The 18,334-nt window shown below is 38.0% G+C and carries 14 protein-coding genes and 1 riboswitch; of the genes, 6 read left to right on the forward strand and 8 right to left on the reverse strand.

The features are described from left to right. Window positions 1-278 precede the first annotated feature (278 nt). A complete protein-coding gene (locus LC418_RS00790; protein WP_223557759.1) occupies window positions 279-779 on the reverse strand; it encodes a hypothetical protein in 501 nt (166 codons plus the stop codon). Window positions 780-833: 54 nt separating this feature from the next. Further along, the gene (gene scpA, locus LC418_RS00795; protein WP_111958441.1) at window positions 834-2,951 is read right to left on the reverse strand and encodes a methylmalonyl-CoA mutase; all 2,118 of its coding nucleotides are present in this window, start codon (window positions 2,949-2,951) and stop codon (window positions 834-836) included. A 440-nt stretch (window positions 2,952-3,391) separates the two neighbouring features. On the opposite strand from scpA, the gene LC418_RS00800 reads away from it, so the two are divergent. The 6 genes from LC418_RS00800 (at window position 3,392) to LC418_RS00820 (ending at window position 7,175) form a co-directional block, all read left to right on the forward strand. Continuing rightward, window positions 3,392-4,915 (forward strand): helix-turn-helix domain-containing protein, encoded by a 1,524-nt coding sequence (locus LC418_RS00800; RefSeq protein ID WP_223557760.1) that lies wholly within the window; start codon window positions 3,392-3,394, stop codon window positions 4,913-4,915. Window positions 4,916-5,043: 128 nt separating this feature from the next. After that, on the forward strand, window positions 5,044-5,313 hold the full coding sequence (locus tag LC418_RS00805; protein WP_223557761.1) for a hypothetical protein: 270 nt from the start codon (window positions 5,044-5,046) through the stop codon (window positions 5,311-5,313). A gap of 167 nt (window positions 5,314-5,480) precedes the next feature. Next, window positions 5,481-5,618, forward strand: coding sequence for a hypothetical protein (locus tag LC418_RS21005; RefSeq protein ID WP_338075506.1), 138 nt, complete (start codon window positions 5,481-5,483; stop codon window positions 5,616-5,618). A gap of 5 nt (window positions 5,619-5,623) precedes the next feature. Then, complete coding sequence (locus LC418_RS21010; RefSeq protein WP_338075515.1) at window positions 5,624-5,731, forward strand: hypothetical protein; 108 nt, start codon at window positions 5,624-5,626, stop codon at window positions 5,729-5,731. Continuing rightward, window positions 5,707-6,042, forward strand: coding sequence for a helix-turn-helix domain-containing protein (locus LC418_RS00815; protein ID WP_223557762.1), 336 nt, complete (start codon window positions 5,707-5,709; stop codon window positions 6,040-6,042). The genes LC418_RS21010 and LC418_RS00815 overlap by 25 nt, the downstream gene beginning before the upstream one ends. Before the next feature lie 212 nt (window positions 6,043-6,254). Then, entirely contained in the window at window positions 6,255-7,175 is a 921-nt protein-coding gene (locus LC418_RS00820; RefSeq protein ID WP_223557763.1) for a YckD family protein, read from the forward strand. 57 nt (window positions 7,176-7,232) lie between these two features. Here LC418_RS00820 and LC418_RS00825 read toward each other — a convergent pair whose 3' ends face one another. The 6 genes from LC418_RS00825 to LC418_RS00850 form a co-directional block, all read right to left on the reverse strand. Beyond that, window positions 7,233-9,341, reverse strand: a complete 2,109-nt coding sequence (locus LC418_RS00825) for a prolyl oligopeptidase family serine peptidase (protein WP_420837275.1) — start codon at window positions 9,339-9,341, stop codon at window positions 7,233-7,235. 87 nt (window positions 9,342-9,428) lie between these two features. Further along, the gene (locus tag LC418_RS00830; protein WP_223557764.1) at window positions 9,429-10,103 is read right to left on the reverse strand and encodes a hypothetical protein; all 675 of its coding nucleotides are present in this window, start codon (window positions 10,101-10,103) and stop codon (window positions 9,429-9,431) included. 90 nt (window positions 10,104-10,193) lie between these two features. After that, the gene (gene prfA / locus LC418_RS00835; protein ID WP_111958425.1) at window positions 10,194-11,279 is read right to left on the reverse strand and encodes a peptide chain release factor 1; all 1,086 of its coding nucleotides are present in this window, start codon (window positions 11,277-11,279) and stop codon (window positions 10,194-10,196) included. A gap of 135 nt (window positions 11,280-11,414) precedes the next feature. Next, window positions 11,415-12,710: an APC family permease gene (locus LC418_RS00840; RefSeq protein ID WP_223557765.1), complete on the reverse strand. Its 1,296-nt coding sequence runs from the start codon at window positions 12,708-12,710 to the stop codon at window positions 11,415-11,417. 7 nt (window positions 12,711-12,717) lie between these two features. Beyond that, window positions 12,718-15,138 carry a TonB-dependent receptor plug domain-containing protein gene (locus LC418_RS00845; RefSeq protein ID WP_223557766.1) on the reverse strand — a complete coding sequence of 807 codons (2,421 nt, stop codon included), beginning with the start codon at window positions 15,136-15,138 and terminating at the stop codon, window positions 12,718-12,720. A gap of 97 nt (window positions 15,139-15,235) precedes the next feature. Next, a riboswitch (SAM riboswitch) is annotated at window positions 15,236-15,344 on the reverse strand. Between the two features lie 102 nt (window positions 15,345-15,446). After that, the gene (locus LC418_RS00850; protein WP_223557767.1) at window positions 15,447-18,281 is read right to left on the reverse strand and encodes an alpha-amylase family glycosyl hydrolase; all 2,835 of its coding nucleotides are present in this window, start codon (window positions 18,279-18,281) and stop codon (window positions 15,447-15,449) included. Window positions 18,282-18,334 lie beyond the last annotated feature (53 nt).

An 18,334-nucleotide genomic window follows, 5' to 3' on the forward strand; every position in this document is an offset into this window, starting at 1 on the left:
TAAATATTGCGCAATAAAAAACCCGAAATCTTTACGACTTCGGGTTTTGATATTTCGTTGTACTATTATTCTAAGAGTATACCAAACCACGAAGCCTTACCACCATAAGCGGTACTCCAGCTGAAGAATTTTGATTCGTTTTGAACATTGCTTCGTTGTTTTTTAATGGGTTAAACTTGATTTTCAGGTGCAAATATATTAATTTTTCTGAATATTCAAATTTTTTAAATAAAAAAGCCTGAATAATTTTATATCCAGGCTTTGCTTTATTGGGATGATTAATCTTTTGATCCTAAGCTATCCATCTCGTCGTCCATCCCTTTAGCTTCATTGGAATGGTAAACTCTTTCTGATCCCAGAAAATAGATATTATGCCTTGCTTTGGCAATGATTCCGTTGTATTCCTGCTCCGACATACCTTCAGGAATGCTGTCCCGTGCTTCTGACGGTTTACGGTAAACCTCAAGTGCACCGTTTTCATTTAAAACAGTCTTGGCGACCTTAGCCTGCTGCAAGTCATCCGCATACACAATAACATTGCTTCTGCCAATACTGTGCTTGCGGTAAGCCTCCAGCATTTCTGCATCGTGAGCAAAAACGTATTCAAAAAATTCTTTTGTTTGTTGATCCTCCTGATAATGATCAGCTGACAATCCGCTTTCTACCTTAGATTTTGAAACAATAATATTTGCTTCATCAAAACCTTTTTCTTTTAAATTCTTTTTAATTTCCTCTGTATCTACAGTCACCGGAAATACTGAAACTACTGTATAAGCCATAATGAAATTTCACTTAAACTATACAAAAGCTATGCAGTTATTCTATAAAAAATGTTAATTTAAAAATCTTTCTAAGATTTCCACCGCACATTTAGGAAGATTGGTTCCCGGACCGAAAATAAAATCGGCACCGTTGGCATACAGAAATTCGTAGTCCTGCTGTGGAATAACGCCACCTACCACAATGGTCACATCATCAGCTCCCAGTTTTTTGAGCTCTTCGACCACCTGAGGGACAAGGGTTTTGTGCCCAGCTGCCAGTGAGGAAACTCCAAGAATGTGGATATCGTTTTCTACAGCCTGTTTGGCTACTTCTTCAGGAGTCTGAAACAATGGTGCCACATCGACATCAAATCCCATATCTGCGAATGCAGTAGCTACTACTTTGGCACCTCTGTCATGTCCGTCCTGTCCCATTTTCGCAACCATCAATCTTGGCCGACGGCCTTCTTCTTCTTCGAATTTCTGAGTCAGATGAAGGGCTTTTTCAAAATATTCGTTTTTTCCGGCATTCATAGCGTATACTCCAGAGATTGTTCTAATATTGGCTTTATATCTACCGAAGGTTTCTTCCATGGCATCGCTCATTTCACCAAGAGTCACTCTTCTTCTTGCTGCTTCTATACATAATGCCAGAAGATTTCCTTTCCCTGTCTTTGCACTTTCACGGATCTCGTTCAGGATTTCTGTAACAGCTTGAGGATTTCTTTCTGCTTTTATTTTTTCAAGTCTTTCGATCTGTTTTCTGCGGACTTCTGTATTATCGATATCCAGGATCTCTATTCCGTCCTGTTTTAAGACTGTTCTGAATGAATTTACGCCAATAATAAATTCTTCACCACTGTCGATTTTAGCCTGCTTTTTAGCGGCTGCTTCTTCAATCCTCATTTTTGGAATTCCGGCTTCAATAGCTTTTGTCATTCCTCCTTCCTGCTCTACCTCATCGATGTATTTCATCGCTTCCTCGATCATTTGCTGGGTAAGGCTTTCCACAAGGTTACTTCCACCCATAGGGTCTACAACGTCGCAGATCCCGCTTTCCTGCTGGAGGATAATCTGGGTATTTCTTGCAATTTTCGCTGAATAATCTGTTGGAAGTGCGATGGCTTCATCCAGAGCGTTGGTATGCAGCGACTGGGTTCCTCCTAAAGCTGAAGAAAGAGCCTCAATAGCTGTTCTTGTAATATTGTTAAAGGGTTCCTGTTCTGTAAGAGACCAACCAGAGGTCTGTGAGTGGGTTCTTAATGCTAAAGATTTTGCATTCTGCGGGTTGAACTGCTTTAAAAGAGTTGCCCAGATGTATCTTGCAGCACGCATTTTTGCAATTTCCATGAAATGATTCATCCCGATTGCCCAGAAAAATGAAAGCCTTGGGGCAAAATCATCGACGTTCATTCCGGCTTTAATTCCTGTTCTTACATATTCAAGACCGTCTGCCAAGGTATAGGCCATTTCCAGTACCGGAGTGGCGCCTGCTTCCTGCATATGGTATCCTGAAATGGAAATAGAATTGAATTTGGGAATATTTTGAGCAGTATATTCAAAAATATCTGCAATAATTTTCATGGAAGGCGCCGGCGGATAAATATAGGTATTCCTCACCATGAACTCTTTCAAAATGTCGTTCTGAATGGTTCCCGAAAGCAATTCCTGCTTTACACCCTGCTCTTCAGCAGCCACAATATAGAAGGACAAAATTGGAAGTACAGCACCGTTCATGGTCATGGATACAGAAATCTGATCTAATGGAATTTCATTGAAAAGGATCTTCATATCTTCCACAGAATCGATGGCGACACCTGCTTTACCTACATCTCCTACTACTCTTGAGTGATCGGAATCATATCCTCTGTGTGTTGCGAGATCAAAAGCAACTGATAATCCTTTCTGTCCTGCTGCCAGGTTTCTTCTGTAAAATGCGTTTGATTCTTCTGCAGTAGAGAAACCTGCATACTGCCTTACCGTCCATGGTTTCTGTACGTACATGGTAGAATATGGGCCTCTGAGATAGGGTGCAATTCCTGGAGAAGTCTGTGTTAAAGATTTATTTTTAACATCTTCTGAGGTGTAAGATGATTTTAATTCTAATCCGTCTTTTTCAAAGTTATAGATCTCTCTTTGCTGAGGCTCTATGCTAAAATCCGGAGTTTTCACAGAAATTGTCTTTCGCATTCCAATAATTTTTGTCTCCGTAAAGTTAATTTTTTTGAGCGAAACATGAAACTTATGTTAATGTACAGTTTTCCTTAGCTTTAAGCATAAAAAACACTGGACAAATGCCCGGTCTCTGTTATTGAAATACTTACTTATTATTATATTATTTCAATTTCTTTATTCCCATTTCATATAAAGCAAATGCTATAAGATCCGTATTTTACCTGATCAGTTGCTCTTCCGGCACAGTGAAACATATGCATAAATTACAGTTTGGAATTCGAGATGCTTAGTATTTGATTATTTACAAGCTTATTTTTTTAATACTTTTGTAAGAAAGCAGGTATTTAATGAAAAATTTTTTATTTTTTCCCTTTCTATTCTTATCTACATTAATTTTCTCACAAAATTCCGTTGACGATTCAAAAAAAATATCACAAACGGAACTCGTAAAGGTTATGAGGAGAATTCAGCAGGCGCAAGATAAAAACCCAGACTCTGCTTTGGCAATCGCTAATTCTTATCTGCCCACATTTAAAGATCATAATTCTTTGGCAGAACTTTACCTGGAAATAAGCACCTGTTATTATTTTTTAGGAAAAAACAATGAAGCACTCTCATTTGCCCAAAAAGCTAAAGACGTTTCATATCTTGGCGAAAATTATAATCAAAGAGTACGAATTTGCGGACTTTTAGCGAACAGATACAGAGATATCGGGCTTATTCCGAAAGCAAAATCTTCCTTGAAAGAAGGGTTGAAGGATGCTGAAAAAATTCATGATCCACAGGAAAGCAACTGGGTGAAATCCCTTCTTCTCACAGAATATTCAAAAGCCCTTACTGAAGAAAAAAAATACGATTCCGCAAGTATTTACATCACAAAATCTTTAGATGCACTTTCCCATATGAAAACATCCGATAAGGTAAAATTTCAGTATACGGTTACGTATTTGGGAGCTGGAGTGAATTATGTTTTTGCCAAACAATGGGAGAAAGCAGAAGCTATGCTGGAAAAAGCAATTATTTCTGCGAAAGGTACAGAGTGGGAGCAATATCATATTTCTTCTGCCCAAATATACCTTTCTGTTATTTATACCAACCGGAAAGAGTATCAGAAAGCTATTGATACATTGATAAGTGCCGAAAAACTTACTGAGCCTAAGGATCCCAAAAGAGTAGAATTATATCATTATTTAGCCCAAAACTATCTGGCTGAAAATAATTTGAAGGAGTATAAAAAGTATAATGAACTATACCAAACCGCGAGAAGCAGTCTTTCCGCAGAAAACCAAAAAGCGGTCAACAAATCTGTACAGATTTTGGATAGTATTATAAAAGAAGAGGCCGACAAAAGAAAACGTACGTATAATTTTTTGATGGCACTTGGCATTTTTACGGTTCTGAGTCTGGCGGGAATTATTTTTTATTATCAGCGTAAGAAAGCAAAACAAAAGCAACTCTTCCAAAACATAATTTCCAGGCTTGAACAAAAGTTAAAAGAAAACAATAGCAGTACTTTTATTCCTAAGGAAAATCCTCTGGAATCAGTGATAGATACTACAGAATCGCAAAAAGACCGTACTATTCCGGAAGCTGTAGAAAAAAAAATATTGCAGAAATTGAAAAAATTTGAGCAGTCCGAAAAATTTATTAATCCCAATCTCAGTTTATCTTCCCTGGCATCTGACCTTAAGACCAATCCACGCTATCTTTCAGAAATCATCAGCCAACATTATGGCAAAAACTTCAATACTTACATCAATGAACTTCGTATAGAATATATATGCAGAAATATACTGGAAGATTCTAAGTATAGAAAGTATAAGGTAGGTGCCCTTGCTGAAATCTCCGGTTTCTCTTCCGCAGAAAATTTCTCAAAAATTTTTAAAAAAATCACGGGAATTTCGCCTTCTGTTTTTATTGAAAATGCGACTAATGAAAATAAAATACAAACAAAAGATCAAGATCAAACAAATACCTGATAATAAACTAGTTATTTATCTTTTTCATGCTGTAAGATTCCGAAATTGACAGGTATATAAATAGGGTTTCATAAATAGTCGGGATAGTTTTGTTCCAATAAAATTATTCTAACAGAAAAAACATATTTATGAAAAAAGCATTATTTACTGTCGCTATTTTGGCTTCGGTAATTTATTTTGATCAGGTAGGGATAAATACACTGACTTCCAAAGCAGCCTTAGATGTTGTAGCAGCTCCTTCTGATATTACTAAGACTGATGGACTGATTGCTCCAAGGATAACAGGTAATGAGCTCAAAGCAAAAGATGCCTTGTACACTACACTCCCAATCAGTATACAAAGCCTGAAAAAATCTTGTCATCATTCTAAAATAAAGATCAGCAAAAATGAATTTTAAAGATATCCATATTGGAAATTTAATCAGCCAGCATATAGCGAAATGCAACATAGAAATATCCCGAGCGTGTGATTTTTTCAAATGTTCTGAAAGAGAAATAGAAGCCATGTATAAATCCAAAACCCTGGACACGGATATTCTTCTGAAGTAGAGCAAATTACTGAAATATGATTTTTTCAGGATATATTCCCAACATCTGGTTCTTTATTCCCCACCCAAAAGTCAAAACTTCAATCAAAGAAGAAATTCAGGCAGTCTCAAACCTGCAGAATTCCGGAAGAGCGTCTACACAAAAGAGATTATAGATTTTATCCTCCACCTTGTTGCTTCCGGAGAAAAAAGTAAAACACAGATCATTGAAGAATATAAAATACCAAAAACCACCTTATACAAATGGATAAAAAAACATCAGAGATAGATACAGATTTTCCCGATTATATTAAAATATATTCTGACCTCATCATCATGAAGCATCCTGAAAAAATAGAGGAATGCCAGTATTATCTTTCCAAAAAAAAGCTATCTACCCTGGAGGTCATCAAACTGAATGAGATTATTTTCGGAAAGGTATATACTAATCAAAAATACCGTTCCTACGATCATTCGACAATAATAGCCATACTGGATTACCAAAAAACGAACAGGATGAATGATTCTGAGTTAGCCAATCATTATAGCCTCAGCAGAAACACGGTAAAAAAATGGAAAGAAAAATTCAGCAAAAAATAATTTATTTATAAAATGCAACTCTTTATACCTATTCAGGGCTTACAAAATGTATCAAAAAGAGATTACCATACAGGAACAAGAAAGGGCAATCAAATAATTAAGTATCAAATAGTTATAATTAAGTATCTATCTGTAAAATTCTGAATTTTACAGATAAAAAGCTTTCTTTCTGTTTAAGAGACTACTACTTTTGCTTCCAAAATCAGAAACAGATGAAAAGAATTTTTTTACCCTGCCTTGTTTTATGCATGGCGAGCGTATCGGCTCAAGTAGGAACCGGGAATGTAGGAATCAATACCTCAACTCCTGAAAAAACGCTGGATGTAAACGGTGATTTCAGATCTTCCAAAACAGATACATCCACTAATACCCAATATTTACTGGAAACCAACACCACCTTGGCCCCAGAATATAATATAGCCGGAGTTATCAATCCTTCAGATGGAACAGGGAGCATATTTGCACAGACTAAAAACATTTCCTCTTTTAATACAGGTACCTCCGACGGTGGAGCAGCATTAGACTTGATTAATATGCCGGGGTATAGCGTAGCGATGCTTACAAATTCAAATGGAAGTCTAAATTCAAATATGACAGCAAGTCAGGGTGGCTTTTCTATGAGTTCACAGGATACCTCTACAGGAGTATATACCTCTTTTACTGTTCCCAATAGCATATATCTAGGTCCTTATTTTATGTACAAGGACAATACAGGAACTACTACCGGTGAATATTACCTTCCCAGAAATTACGGACTAAGGGGGCAAGTCCTTGTAACCCATGGTAAATCAACTGCTCCTGGAAATGTTGCGGGAACGCCAAATGATCTAGTGTGGAGGGATGTAGCTGATCTTATTGTTTTAAAATCTCCCGGAGGCAATTGCTATAAAATTACCGTAACCGATGCCGGAGTTCTGGGAACAACCTCTGATGCTGACTGTATGGTAGACCCGTATAATCCCGCCACTTATTCCAATACTTCAAGAATGGCCAGCGGAAACAACACGCGTACTACAACCAGTCCGGAAAAAATAATGGAAGAGCAGAAAAAGCAGATTGAAGAAATACAAAAGCAAATGAATGAGATCAGAAATCAGCTGATACAAAAGAATAAAACTAAAAGCACAAAGTAAAATATACAATAGTTTCGGCCGCTCAGAGAGCGGCCGAAATTTATTATTTACATTATATTATTTCAATTTTGTTATTCCCATTTCGTACAGGGCAAAAGAAATAAGATCTGCATTTTCACTGATTACCTGGTCGGTTGCCCTTCCGGCTCCGTGACCTGCATTTTTCTCAATTCTTAATAAAATTGGATTTTTACAGCCTTGCTTATCCTGAAGTTCTGCTCCGAATTTAAAAGAGTGTGCCGGAACCACCCTGTCATCATGATCACTTGTAATGATCATTGTGGAAGGATAGCATATTCCTTTTTTCACATTGTGCACCGGAGAGTATGATTTAAGATATTCAAACATTTCTTTGCTGTCTTCCGCAGTCCCATAATCATAAGACCAGCCGGCTCCTGCTGTGAACTTATTGTACCTCAGCATATCCAACACTCCTACTCCTGGGAAAGCTACTCTTGCAAGGTCGGGACGCATGGTCATAGTGGCTCCTACCAGAAGCCCTCCGTTCGATCTTCCGGATAATGCCATATATTCTTTTGAAGTATATCCTTTGCTTTGCAGATATTCTCCTGCTGCAATGAAGTCTTCAAAAACATTTTTCTTTTGTGTTTTTGTTCCTGCATCATGCCATTTTTTACCATATTCACCACCACCGCGGATATTTGGCACTGCGTAGATTCCTCCGTTTTCCATCCAGATCGCATTCACTACAGAGAATGAAGGCTGAAGGCTGATATTGAAACCTCCGTAAGAATACAGGATCGTAGGATTTTTACCGTTCAGCTTTGTTCCTTTTTTATAGTTGATCATCATAGGAATCTTGGTTCCGTCCTTTGAAGTATAGAACACTTGCTCTGAAATATAATCTTCCGGATTGAATTTTACTTTAGGCTTCTGATAAACTTCTGATTTCCCTGAATCCGCATTGAATTTGTAGGTCGTTCCCGGTGTAATATAGTTGCTGAATGAAAAATACAATTCTTTTTCTTCTTCTTTTCCTCCAAAACCTCCTACGTTTCCTTTTCCTGGAAGAGCAATTTCCCTGATCAGTTTTCCTGTTTTGTCAAACTGCTTTACCTGATCAATAGCATCAACCATATAAGTAGCAAAGAAATATCCGCCTCCTGTAGATATTCCCAATACATTTTCTGTTTGCGGGATAACATCTTTCCAGGTTTCCGGTGAAGGATTGGTAATGCTGGTTTTTACAAGGCGCATGTTCGGGGCATCTTTATCGGTAAAGATAAAAAGGTCATCCCCCTGAGTGTCTACAATACTGGCATTAATATCAAAACCTTTATTAATCTGTACAAAGTCACCGCCTTTTTTTAAGTCTTTGATATACAATTCGTTCCCATTGGTTGCATTGGCTGCAGAAATAATCAGGTACCTTTGGTCTTCAGAAACCCCTGCTCCAAGATATCTTCTAGGTGTTTTATCTCCTCCGAAGATCAATTTGTCTTCAGACTGTTTAGTTCCTAATTTATGGAAATACACTTTGTGCTTATCTGTCATTCCCGAAAGGACCGTTCCTTCTTTCGGTTTATCATAGCTCGAATAGTAGAATCCTTCATCACCCTGCCATGAAATTCCGCTGAATTTTACATCTACCAATGTTTCATCAATCTGTTTTTTGGTAATGGCGTCTATGATAATGATCTTATTCCAGTCGCTCCCACCTTCAGAAATGGAGTATGCTGCCAGGTTTCCTTTTTTATTGAATGACAAATTGGAAAGAGAGGTCGTTCCTTTTTCTGAAAATTTATTAGGATCTAAAAATATCTCCGTTGTTTTGGTCTTATTATCTGTTCTGTATAAGATAGACTGCGCCTGAAGGCCATTATTTTTATAATAGTACGTATAATCTCCTTCTTTGAAAGGTGCTGAAATTTTCTCATAATTCCAGATCTCAGTTAGCTGATCCTTGATTGTATTTCTGAACGGGATCTTTGAAAGATAATTCTGGCTGTAGGCTACTTCATCATCTACCCATTTCTTTGTGGCGTCAGAATCATTTTCAAGATCTCTGAAAGGGTCTGCAACTGCATTACCAAAATAAGTATCTGTCTGACTTCCTTTTTCTGCTTTAGGATAATTCATTTTTTGAGAATAAATAGTTGCTGAAAACAAAACTCCAGCAGTTAATAACATAGGCTTAAAATTCATAATCAAGGGTTTTCTCAAAAATACGTAAAGTATACGAAATAAAAAAAGCCCTGAAACCAGAGCTTTATTACTATTTTTCAAAGATCATTATTTAGATCCGAAACTATCAAAATAGAAATCTGTCAATCCTGCAACAATTTCATCAGGGCTGCCGTTCCAGTAGTATGTTTTTCCACCTTCGTTTAGCTGGTACAAACTGAACTTTTGCTCCGTTATCACTATTTTATCAGCATTTTTAAAAGCCTGTACACTTTGAACAAGGTATTTTTTAAGGTCTTCAGGCTTAACGTTTTTCATATCCCCGGTTGGAATATCAGAAAATTTAGCCGGAACCTTGAAGCTGACTGAATAATTAACCTCAGCAATTTTCTGATCCTCTATATATTCATTCTGGACAATTTTTACGTCTTTAACGGAAAGTTTTCCATTTTTAAAATTTTCCATCATAGCAGTGAAATAATCTTCGGCTTCCTTTCTGCAGGCATCTGCCGTGGTTTTGGAAAAAGCAGATAAAAAGTTGTCGGTGGTTTCTTTCATCATATCCCTGGAAACGGTTTTAAAATCTACCTGATAAGCATTTTCTCCTTCTACGGTAGGTCTTAAATAATCATTCAGCTTAGAAAGTACAGCATCATCGTTTTTAACGAAAGTTCCAAAATACATTTCAAAGACTTCAGAAGGTTTCTTCACTTCTGTCTGAGCCAGCAGATTTTGACTTAACAATGCCAGCATCATGAATATAATGACCTTAAAATTGTTCATATTATTTTGTTTTAATTCAATGTTTTTTTGAATGAATATACAGCAAAAAAAAAGCTCCTGGATTTCAAGAGCCTGATTTATAATTTATTTTTAATAATTTTCTTCTTCTCCCTTCATCTTCTCTGCATTTTCCGCCATGATGACTGCATCTATCATTTCAGAAATATCTCCGTTCATATAAGCATCGAGGTTATACATAGATTTATTGATTCTATGATCTGTCACTCTCCCCTGAGGATAGTTGTAAGTTTTAATCTTTGCGGAACGGTCTCCCGTAGAAACCATTGTTTTTCTCTGTGCAGCAATATCTCCCTGAACTTCCTGAAGTTTAATATCATACAGTTTTGCACGAAGCATTTCCATTGCGAGCTCACGGTTTGCCAGCTGAGAACGGGCCTGCTGACATACAACCACTAAACCTGAAGGCTTGTGAGTAAGCTGTACCTTAGTCTCTACTTTGTTAACGTTCTGTCCACCGGCACCTCCTGAACGGGATGTCTGCATTTCGATATCTGCAGGGTTGATCTCTACATCCACTTCTTCAGCTTCCGGAAGCACAGCAATGGTGATGGCAGAAGTATGAACCCTTCCCTGAGATTCAGTTTCGGGAACACGCTGTACACGGTGAACTCCGGACTCGAATTTCATGATTCCGTAAACACCTTCCCCTTCTACTTTCATGATGAGTTCTTTGTAGCCTTTTGCTGCTTCGTTAGAATCCGTCACTTCATGTCTCCATCCTTTTGTTTTGAAGTACATGCTATACATTCTGTAGATGTCTTCCACAAAAATAGCCGCTTCATCACCTCCTGTTCCGGCACGTAATTCTACAATGATGTTTTTATCATCTGCAGGGTCTTTAGGAATCAAAAGAACTTTTAATTCTTCTTCCAGGCCGGGTATTTTAGCCTGAGCTTCCATTTTTTCCTCTTTCGCAAGGTCTACAAGATCTCTGTCTGAACCGTCGGCGATGATCTCATCAGATTCTTCAATCGTATCCAGGGCACCTTTATACTGATCGTAAACTTTTACAATCTTTCCTAAATCACTGTATTCTTTATTCAGAGAAGAATATTTTTTTTGATCTGAAATGATATCAGGCTGTATAATAAGGTCGGCAACCTCATTATATCTTTGTTTAATAGCTTCTAGTTTTGGAATTAATGATTTAGACATTCTGCAATTTTTGAGAGTGCAAAGATAAGAATTTATTAATTCAAATTAAAATTCCTTTGACCTGCCAGATTCACATAATTTTTTGAATCATTAGGATTTATGGTGTTTTTTAGAATAAACAGAATATTTACCCTGTCAAGGTTTTTTAAAAAATTTCCTGTCAATGACATATAAAATCAGTCCAAAGGCTACAATTCCAAGTCCTATAATGCTTTCTTTAGGATTATGGATGAGTGTAAAGTAGAGGATATACATACTGAAAAGCAGAAAAACTGCAGGAAAAATGTAAAATATATTGGATTTAAATATTTTCCGCTGGTCTTTTTTAAGAAAGAAAACCGTCGAAATAGAAAGGCTGGCAAACAGCTGAAGAATAAAAGCGGTATACACAAAGATCTCTTTAAAACTTCCTGTCAGAATGATCACTGAAGCAATCACTGCATGAGCAAAAATAGCCCTTACGGGAATTCCTTTTTTATTATTGACAGCAAGTGATCTCCACAAATGGTTTTCTTTCGCAAAAGCCTGTGTAAGTCTTGAGCCTACCCATAAATAGCCACTGATGGTAGCAATCAGCTGTAAGGCAATAAAAACATTGACGATTTTCCCAAAACCGCTGCCCAGCATATTCCCTGCGGCTTCCCCCATAACATCTTCTTTCCCTGCCAGCTGGCTTACAGATGCATGTTTCAGCATGATAAAATTGACCAGCAGATAACTTACTGTGACAAAAACAGTTCCCACAATTAAAGCTTTAGGAAGATTTCTCTGAACGTCTTTTATTTCTCCTGCAATGTAAGAAGCAGAATTCCAGCCGGTATAGGAATAGGTAACAAAAACCAGGGATGTAGCAAAAGCTGGAAGCATAATCTCGTTCTGCCAGCTGTCAGTGAATTTCAGGCTGTTTCCTATCTCAGATCCTGAAAGCACAACGCCAAGAATCACCAGTATAATAATAAAAGCAATTTTGATAAAGGTAAAAAAATTATGAAACCTGCTTGATGTTTTAAGGCTGAACGATAAGCTCGCTGCCACAAGAAAAATGAAGCCTATGGCAAAACCGTTTCCAAAAGTATAATTAAACGCTGAAAGGTATTTTGACATTGCCAGTGCCGCCAAAGCAACAGGCGCAGAAAACCCGATGATAAGAGAAATCCAGCTCACCAAATAGCCAAATACCGGATGATAAGTTTCTTTAAGATAAATATAATCTCCGCCGTTTCCTTTAAAATAAGATCCCAGCTCGGCATAGCAAAACGCTCCGAACAGGGCTAGGATTCCGCCGATGATCCACAACAGGAAAATACTGTAGGTGTTGGTAATATCAGACAGCTGAAAGCCTAACGTGGTGAATATTCCTGTCCCGATCATATTAGAGACAACAATTGCGGCAGCCGTTTTCCAGCCAATCTGATGTGTAGCAGTACTCATTTAGCAGTTAAAAATTAAAATTAAGTCTTCCGAAGAAATAACTCCCCAGCGTTCCCATCTGGACCGGCGCATATTTAAACACTCCATAGTATGAATTTTCATAGATCTGAAGGTCCGGAAACACATCAAAGGCATTATTGGCTCCTATGGTAAGATTAATATTTTTCGTTATATCATAGCCTACACTCACATCTGTAACCACTTTAGGAGAGAACTTCTGAACTTTTCCAAATGGGTAGCCATCTCTTATGACCTGGCCAAAATACGTATTTCTCACCATAAAATTGAATTTTCCAATTGCATAATTCAATCCTAAGGAAGCTTTTGTCTTAGGAGAAAGTGTTTCGATGATATTGATCTGGTCAGGACCGAAATATTCATCCTGGGAAGGCACTAAGTTTTCAGGAAAATGGAAATCTGTGATCTTGGTTTCTGTATAATTTCCTGCCAGATTGATATTTAAATTTCCTCCGCCCAGTTTCCAATCATAAGTGATAACAACATCTACTCCTTTTGTTTCTGTGTCTACTGCATTAGCGAAGAATCTTCCGCTTTCTACGTCGTACTGGGCCAGTCTCGGATCTTCGATATTACTGGTGATCACTATTCGGTCTTTTACTCTGATCCAATATCCGTCAACTGTTACAAACAGCCTGTTGGCAGGTTTCAGGGTAAGGCCTGCACTGGCATTGACTGATGTTTCTTGTTTTAATTGATCAAATCCAAGCGCTCTGGCTGCATCACTGTCATTCCTGAAAATCCCTTTGGTTACAATTCCCGATCCTGAAGTGGAGATGTCGGCATAGGAATTATTAAAATACTGCTGCTGAAGCGATGGAGCCCTGAAGCCAGTTCCTACTGATGCCCGTATTGCATAATCTTTTACAAATTCATATCTCACGGCCAGTTTTCCATTCAGTGTATTTCCAAAATCTGAATAATTTTCAAATCTTCCTGCCAGATCTATGTTCAATTTTTTAGCGATATCATAAGAAACATCAGCATATACGGCTGTTGAATTCCTGGATTTCTTTAAAGCATTGTCCGGAGAAAAACCGATAAATGATTGTGAGCCGCCATTCCCCTCCACGGTAGATCCGGGAACCGCAGGATTTCCATTGATATCATACCGGGTGTAGGAAGCTTCATCTCCCGGTTTGATCTCGTACTGCTCAAAACGGAATTCTCCCCCAAATGCTATATTAAACTGATTCAGATTTTTAGAAACATCAAGATTCACCGTGTTCTGAAGAAAGCTGTGCGCTCCTGCATAAAAGCTCGTTGGAGATTTCGCCCCTAAAGATGCATTATTGGTATTGTCTACATTATAATTGAAAGTATTGCTTCCGAAAGTATTACTTACATCAAGCAACCAGTTGTTAACATTATATTTTGCCCCTACAGCATAAGAAAAGTCGTAAACCTGCGAGTTCAAAGAGGCCTGAAATCCGTTTGGATAGATAGAAGAAACTACATTATCTTTTTCTCCGGGAAGCCTTCTGAAACCGAAGCCTTTTCCTTCTTTAATACTGAAACCTCCAAAGGAATACAGCTTAAAGCTTTCACTTAAAGGGTATTCAGAATTAAAAAACAACTGGGCCTGCCTGATTTGTGCATCCCCGATCTGAAAATTAAAGTCATCCCTGGTAAGGCCTCGTTCTCTAATAATCTGATCATCAGCAGCTCTGGCCGCGATAGGATCATTAGCAAATTCATAGGCAAAATTATCTCCGAAAATGTCCAGATCATGATTTTGAGTTCTTGTGGTCTTTCCTCTGTGGCTCAATTGCAATGAAAGGTTTATATAACTTTCCTTTTTCCCAAGAGAAGATCCGTAATTGATTCCGGCCTGATAGGTTTCACCATCATTTCTTCCGCTAATTCCATAGGATGCTGAAGCTGATGCTCCTATATCTTTCTTAAGAATAATATTGACTACTCCTGCAATGGCATCAGAACCGTATTGTGCTGCTGCACCGTCTCTTAACACTTCTATCCTGTCAATAGCGATTATCGGAATTGTACTGAGATCTGTTCCTACAGAGCCATTTCCAACGGTATTCTGATAATTGACCAGTGAAGTGGTGTGTCTTCTTTTCCCATTGATGAGTACCAAAACCTGATCCGGCACCATTCCTCTCAAGGTTACGGGATCAATATGTTCTGTCCCGTCAGAAGCTGACTGCCTTACAGAATTAAATGATGGAATCACATAATTCAGCAGATCCTGAACCGTCGTCTGTGGCGCAGATTTCTGTAGCTTTTCTATATTAATAACATCTACGGGAACCGGTGTTTCCAGTTTTGTCCTTTTCGTATTGCGGTTTCCTACGATAATTATATCTTCGATCTGATTTCCTTTTTCCTGTTCCTGTGCGTTCACCAAAACAGCTCCCAGGAGTATAACAGACAGGCTTAATTTTTTCATCTTTGTCCTTGTAAATTAATCATAAATATTCCCCACGGACCTCATCCGCAGCTATAAAAGACTTCAAGAAATGGAATTGTTGTCAGAATATTGACTTTTCTCATCTTCCCCAAACTGGGTTGGAATTAGCACCTTTACACTTTTTAGAGTCGTGCAGGTTGCTAAGGTTTCATAGGGCCAAATCCCTCCACCTTTCTTGATAAATCTACTGCAAAAGTAGACTAATATTTTTAATTGGCAAAAATTAGATTTATATATTCTGTAGTGTTTTATAAAAAAGAGGGACGATGTTTATCGTCCCTCTTTTGTTATTTAATAATCATCTTCTGAATGGCAGTGCCTGTTTCAGACCGTAGATGAACCAAATAGGTTCCCGGCGGGTAATTCGCTTTCAATTCATAAGTTCCGTTTTCGGTATTTAATTTAATGGAATCCAATTTTTTACCGCTCATGTCAAAAATAACAATCTCTCCGTTTTTGGCTTTATGATATATTAATTTTGCCACACCGTTTTTCACAGGATTATCTGCAATCTGAAGCGAGAGTTTATTCGCAGCATTTACATCAGATGTTGACAGTGCCCCTGCGTAATTTCCAAAAATTCTGAACTCTCCCGGTTGTAAGGTAATAGGAGCTGTTGTAGAAGCAATATTAGAAACAGAGTTATCCATCAGGTTCTGCCACTGCCCTGTATAAGGGAAGTAAGGAACAACATTTTGAGCGGCAGTGGTATAATTCGCCAAAACTACCACATTCTTCATTCCTGCTATTGAATTGTCATATACATAAATTCTGGTGATCAGGCCTTCAGGATCGTTGGTAAGATTGTTAGACTCTACAGTATATGTTTTGGATTTGAAAACCGGATAAGTATTTCTGATATTGATAATTTTAGCCCAGGTATTATACACTGCTTTTCTGTTGGCGTTGGTATCATATCCTAAAGTAAAGGCAACAGGTTTTTCATCTGTACGGCATCCGCTGCTGATTGTACCGTCTGCACATCGGTTGATGCTGAATTCATAGCCCAATTCACCAAACTGCCAGATCATTTTCGGGCCTGGAATGGTAAAGAATGTTGCTCCGAAAGTTTTCATTCTTTCAAGAGCAGTGTTCAGATTGGTAACGTTGTAACTTCCATTAACCGCACCATACGCAAGGTTTTTAAACATCAATCTTTCTTCATCGTGACTTTCCCCGTATCCTACAGCATGCATATTGGTAAAGCCGTGAAGACTGTGGTTCATTCTGTCATAGTTACTGTTTTCCTTATAGCCCATTGTGTTTTGGTTGTAAGGCTCAGTCTGCTTATTCCAAAGCATTACCCCTTTTCCTTCGGCAATTCTATAGTTGGCCCACTGCTGCTCTTCAGCATCGGTTCCTAAATGTTCAAATATCATATAGGAATTTGGGTCTATAGCCCACTGTTTGTCGGCATAATTTTTCATAATATCTACTCTGTCCTGCTGGTAAGCATTGGTACAGGCTTCATCATTTTCAGAGCAGTTCTGGGTAAATCCTTTCGTCAGATCCCAACGGAATCCATCAATATGGTACTCAGTCAGCCATTGCTGAAGACTTCTTTCAACATAATACTGCGTTGAAGGACTTGAGTGATTAAAATCATTAAACACATTATAGGAATGCTTCGGAACCTGATTAAAATAAGGATTATTAGCAGCGATATCACCAAAACCGTCTCCATCCGGATCAATATTCCACAGTCTAGCCAAAGGTGAACGTCCTGTTGCATGATTAAATGCAATATCTAAAATAACTGCTATCCCATTCTGATGGCACAGGTCTACAAATTCTTTAAATTTTTCAGGAGTTCCGTAAGCTTTGTCCAGGGCATAATGGAAAGAAGTATTGTATCCCCATGAAAGATTGCCTTCAAATTCCATAATAGGAAGAAGCTCTATAGCATTAATATTTAAATTCTTTAAATAAGATATCTTGTTGATTAATGACTGCCAGTTTTTTTCCTGTGTGAAATCCCTCAGTAATAATTCATAAACCACTAGATTTTCTCTAGCAGGTCTTTGAAAGTTGGTCACCTGCCAGTTGTAAGGTGACTGCCCGGTTTTAAACATAGATACTTCAAAGTTTTGTCCTGCAGGAAACGGAGGTAAATTAGGATAGGTGGCAGCTGAAATCCACTGATCATCATAGGAAGATAAGATCTGAGGTGAATAAGGATCCGCTACTTTTCTCAGATCATTGGTTCTGTACTGGAAAGTATATAACTGTTGTGGAGTCAATCCGGTCAGCTCTATCCAGTACATATCAGGATTTGTAATATCCCGCTTCATTAAATAAGAGTCATTCACTGTCCAGTTATTAAAGCTTCCGATGACATGAACAAAGTTTTTATGAGGGGCATAAAGTGCGAGACCTACTTTTGTATTGTCTGTAGGATTATAATTGATTCCCTGTCTGATCCAAGCCGGAATTGCTTCAGAAATTACATTTCTTGGGACCTGCAATATGAATGTAGCATTCTTAGTATTTGAATTGGCTGTTGCAATCAGTTCCATATTGGCATCCTGAGTCACCGTATAGTTATAACTGTACGACTGTGAAAGAGTTGAAGTAGAATTTACTACTGCTCCGTTTGCTTTTAGCTGAAATGTTGAGGCAACATTAGTGGATGCCGTAATATTGACTGAATTTCCTGCCGGAACTGTAGTCAAACTGTTCGCAGCCGGATTGGTTAAGTTCAAATTTAAGATCCCTACATTGATAAATATATCGGGAGAGGTTTGGTGAGCTCCGGTTTTATCTTTTAATAAAAACCCGAACCTTCCGATTCCCGTTCTTCCATAAAAAGCAGTAGGAGTAAAGGTTAGAGAGTAAGTGTCTGTCCCTGAATTGTAAGTGAGCTTATTCAGCTCATTAGAATTATTCCAGCTGCCGTTTGTAGGACAGTCCTGGCTGTTCTGATAGTTAGTGTCCAAGGACCAGGACCAGATATAAATGGCATTATTTGAAACACCCCAGGCTGCTTCATCAATCTGATCTCCCGGAACGGTTAAAGTAATAGCATCCGTTTCATTAAATGGATTCGGGGCAATCGTGTAGTTGATCTGCCCAAAAACAAAGGCTGCAACAAACAGATAAATAAGGGAATAAAATTTCTTCATTTTTTTATTTTTTTTATCGAATATAGGATTTATTTTTCTTTAAGTTCTTCATT

It is taken from the genome of Chryseobacterium lathyri (genome assembly GCF_019970085.1).
Lineage (GTDB): Bacteria > Bacteroidota > Bacteroidia > Flavobacteriales > Weeksellaceae > Chryseobacterium > Chryseobacterium lathyri.